This is a genomic window from Bacillus sp. 05T31 (assembly GCF_056396725.1).
Genome location: NZ_JBFTMA010000595.1, coordinates 1 through 2,840 on the forward strand (window position 1 = coordinate 1; position 2,840 = coordinate 2,840).

The following is a 2,840-nucleotide window of genomic DNA, read 5'->3' on the forward strand; positions in this document are numbered from 1 at the left end:
ACTCTTATCAGTATAGAGATGGAAAAAACTTTCGTCAATTTATATAAGGAAGGGRGAGYCCCTTCCTTATATATTTKTTATTTTCGAAATTAAAAKCCGTCTTCTAATGCTGAAAATGGAATGTTTAGYCTRTTTTCTACTGTACGTAGACGCTGATTTAAACGGTTCAGTCTACGCGTATGACGCTCAACTGTGTTTTCTAGTTGACGTACTCTTTGTTCAAGCTCATTTACTCGTCKTTCTARTTGACGGTTTCCGGYACCAGGGAAAGAGATTGGAAGTTGAAATTGGCGATTTGGATCGTATGGATTAATTTGCTCTGTTKGATCYATATATTGTTGGTATTGTGCYTGTAAATCATAYTGAGGTTGAGATCCATATTGGCTATATGGATCATAAGGATTGTAGGGATACATAAAAACTCCTCCGTTTCTTAAAGGTGGGTTGAATTCATCATAATGTATGTGCAAAAGCGGAGTAGTGGCACGGCAAATACCTATATGTGCTGAAATGAGGGGTGATTTTTCACTTTAATTTAACAATGACCAGATATGAGAGCTCAGCATTATGGTTTCTGAAGTATGTAGGTGCATAAAGAGCTGAAATAAAAATTTTTTACATTTGTATTTCATTTATTGAATGGTATATACTGGATAGAAATAGGTTGCATAAAAGTTACAATCTTATCAAACTCGAAAATTTATATAAATATGTATAGACATTTACAAAAGAAAAGAGTAATTTAAATAGAGTAAAAAACTTGTAACATTTTCTAAACATATTGTAAAATGATTGTAACAAAACATACATAAAAATGAAATAATACATAAGAAATGATGTTGGGGAAAAGGAGAGAGTATATTGTTCCGAAAAATAAAGGGTATATTAGTAGGGGTGCTATGCGTAGCTGTAGTAAGTGGYTGTGGWACAAAAGTAAGTGATGTGGCATTAGTAAGTGATTTTGGTGGGAACGTTGTAGAGGCTAAGGCTGATGTACAGGATTCAATTAGCTTAGTGGATGGGCGTACTGGTACTGAAGTGAAAAAAATAGACTTATCGAGTTTAGGTTATTTTGAAGATGAGGCGAAATTCAAAAAATCGGTAACGAAGGTTGCTAGTGAAGTTGGGAAAAGCGTAGATAAAAAGATGGTTCCATCACGTTTAGCACCAGATGGAACGTGGCAAGAGGGAAAACCTTCGTATGARTTAATGGAAAAAGARTTAGTRGMYAAATTATTAAATGTRGGTATGTGGGATTCTWCTTATCAGTTACCAATTGTGGAGAAAAAACCTGTCGCAACATTAGGTGATGCGCAAGGCAGTGGTACTGTAATTGGTAGATATGAAACGAATTTAGGTGGTTCAACAGGTGGTCGAATTGAAAATATTCGTTTATCTGCTCAGAGCGTAAGTGGAGTTGTTTTAGCGAAAGGAGACCGTTTCTCTTTTAATGCACTAATTGGAGATACAACACCAGATAAAGGGTAYCAAYTAGGAAAAGAAATTGTRGATGGTAAATTAGTAGATGGTTATGGTGGTGGCGTTTGTCAAACATCATCTACTTTATTCAATGCGGCAGATCAAGCTGGTTTGAAAATGGTAGAGAGAACTACACATTCTAAAACAGTAGGCTATGTCCCGCAGGGAAGAGATGCTACAATTGCATATCCATATTTAGATTTGGTGTTTGAAAACACAAATGATGCTCCTGTTAAGCTTTATATGGGCATACAGGGCGGGAAGTTAGTTGCTGAAGTACATAAGATGAGATAAATATCATAAGCTATAAGAATAAAAGATTTGAAGCCGGTATTTTTAAGTTTGTTAGAAGTACCGGCTTTTTGTGTACAGTTTATTAAGAATAGTAATTTTGATGGTGTATTGTTTGTATGTTCGAAAAAAGTGTGGATTTAATTCTTAGTTTTCCTATTGACATTGTTTAATTTTAACTGTATTCTTCATAATAACAACTAAATAAATGGAAAAATTTATTAGTTTTCTTATCAAGAGAGATGGAGGGACTGGCCCGRTGAAATCTCAGCAACAGGCTAMAAAAGYACTGTGCTAATTCCAGCAAACGYAAAAGGCGTTTGGAAGATGRAGGGAAATGGATTAACATTCAACTCTTCTTATATGTGTAAGAAGAGTTTTTTGTTTAGAGAGGGGGGAKARARTGAAATTTGATGTARCGTATTTTTTAGAAAGTTTTCCGCAATTATTTAAGTATGTATACATAACTTTAGGGATTACTGTAGTTTCAATGATTATTTCTTTCTTTATAGGGATTGGCTTGGCGATCATTACAAAAAACAAAACGAAATTTTTATATCCAATTGCAAGGGTGTATATCTCTTTCTTTAGAGGRACACCGTTATTRGTTCAATTGTTTGTGTTRTATTTCGGATTGCCACAAATATCTCCGGCTTTTACAGTACTTACAGCTATGCAAGCAACTTTAATTGGCCTCAGTTTAAATAATGCTGCTTATTTGTCAGAAATCATTCGAGGTTCATTAAATGCTGTGGAATCAGGGCAAATGGATGCTTGTTTATCAGTTGGAATGACAAAAGCACAAGCGATGCGACAAATTATCTTTCCGCAGGCTATTCGTGTAGCAGTGCCGTCACTTGGAAATAATTTTGTTGGATTGTTAAAAGAATCTTCGTTATCTTTTGCACTTGGAGTGGCTGAAATATTGGCACAAGCGAAAATGTTGGCTGCACAATCGTATCGTTATATGGAAAGCTATTTAGCGGTAGCGATTGTGTATTGGATTATTACAATCGTAATCAGCTGGGGACAGAAAAGGTTGGAGAAGAAACTTGATGCACCGTATTTAT

The 2,840-nt window shown here is 35.1% G+C and carries 3 protein-coding genes and 1 riboswitch; of the genes, 2 read left to right on the forward strand and 1 reads right to left on the reverse strand.

Annotation, left to right across the window (positions count from 1 at the left end; translation table 11 throughout):
* Positions 1–89 precede the first annotated feature (89 nt).
* The gene (locus AC1DJR_RS24860) at positions 90–416 is read right to left on the reverse strand and encodes a hypothetical protein (protein ID WP_477003748.1); all 327 of its coding nucleotides are present in this window, start codon (positions 414–416) and stop codon (positions 90–92) included.
* A 445-nt stretch (positions 417–861) separates the two neighbouring features.
* On the opposite strand from AC1DJR_RS24860, the gene AC1DJR_RS24865 reads away from it, so the two are divergent.
* Together AC1DJR_RS24865 and AC1DJR_RS24870 are read left to right on the forward strand one after the other, a co-directional pair.
* Positions 862–1,773, forward strand: a complete 912-nt coding sequence (locus AC1DJR_RS24865) for a VanW family protein (protein WP_477003749.1) — start codon at positions 862–864, stop codon at positions 1,771–1,773.
* A gap of 224 nt (positions 1,774–1,997) precedes the next feature.
* Positions 1,998–2,104: riboswitch (SAM riboswitch) on the forward strand.
* Between the two features lie 69 nt (positions 2,105–2,173).
* Positions 2,174–2,840 (forward strand): amino acid ABC transporter permease (locus tag AC1DJR_RS24870; RefSeq protein ID WP_477003750.1); only part of this gene is annotated, 667 nt, incomplete at its 3' end.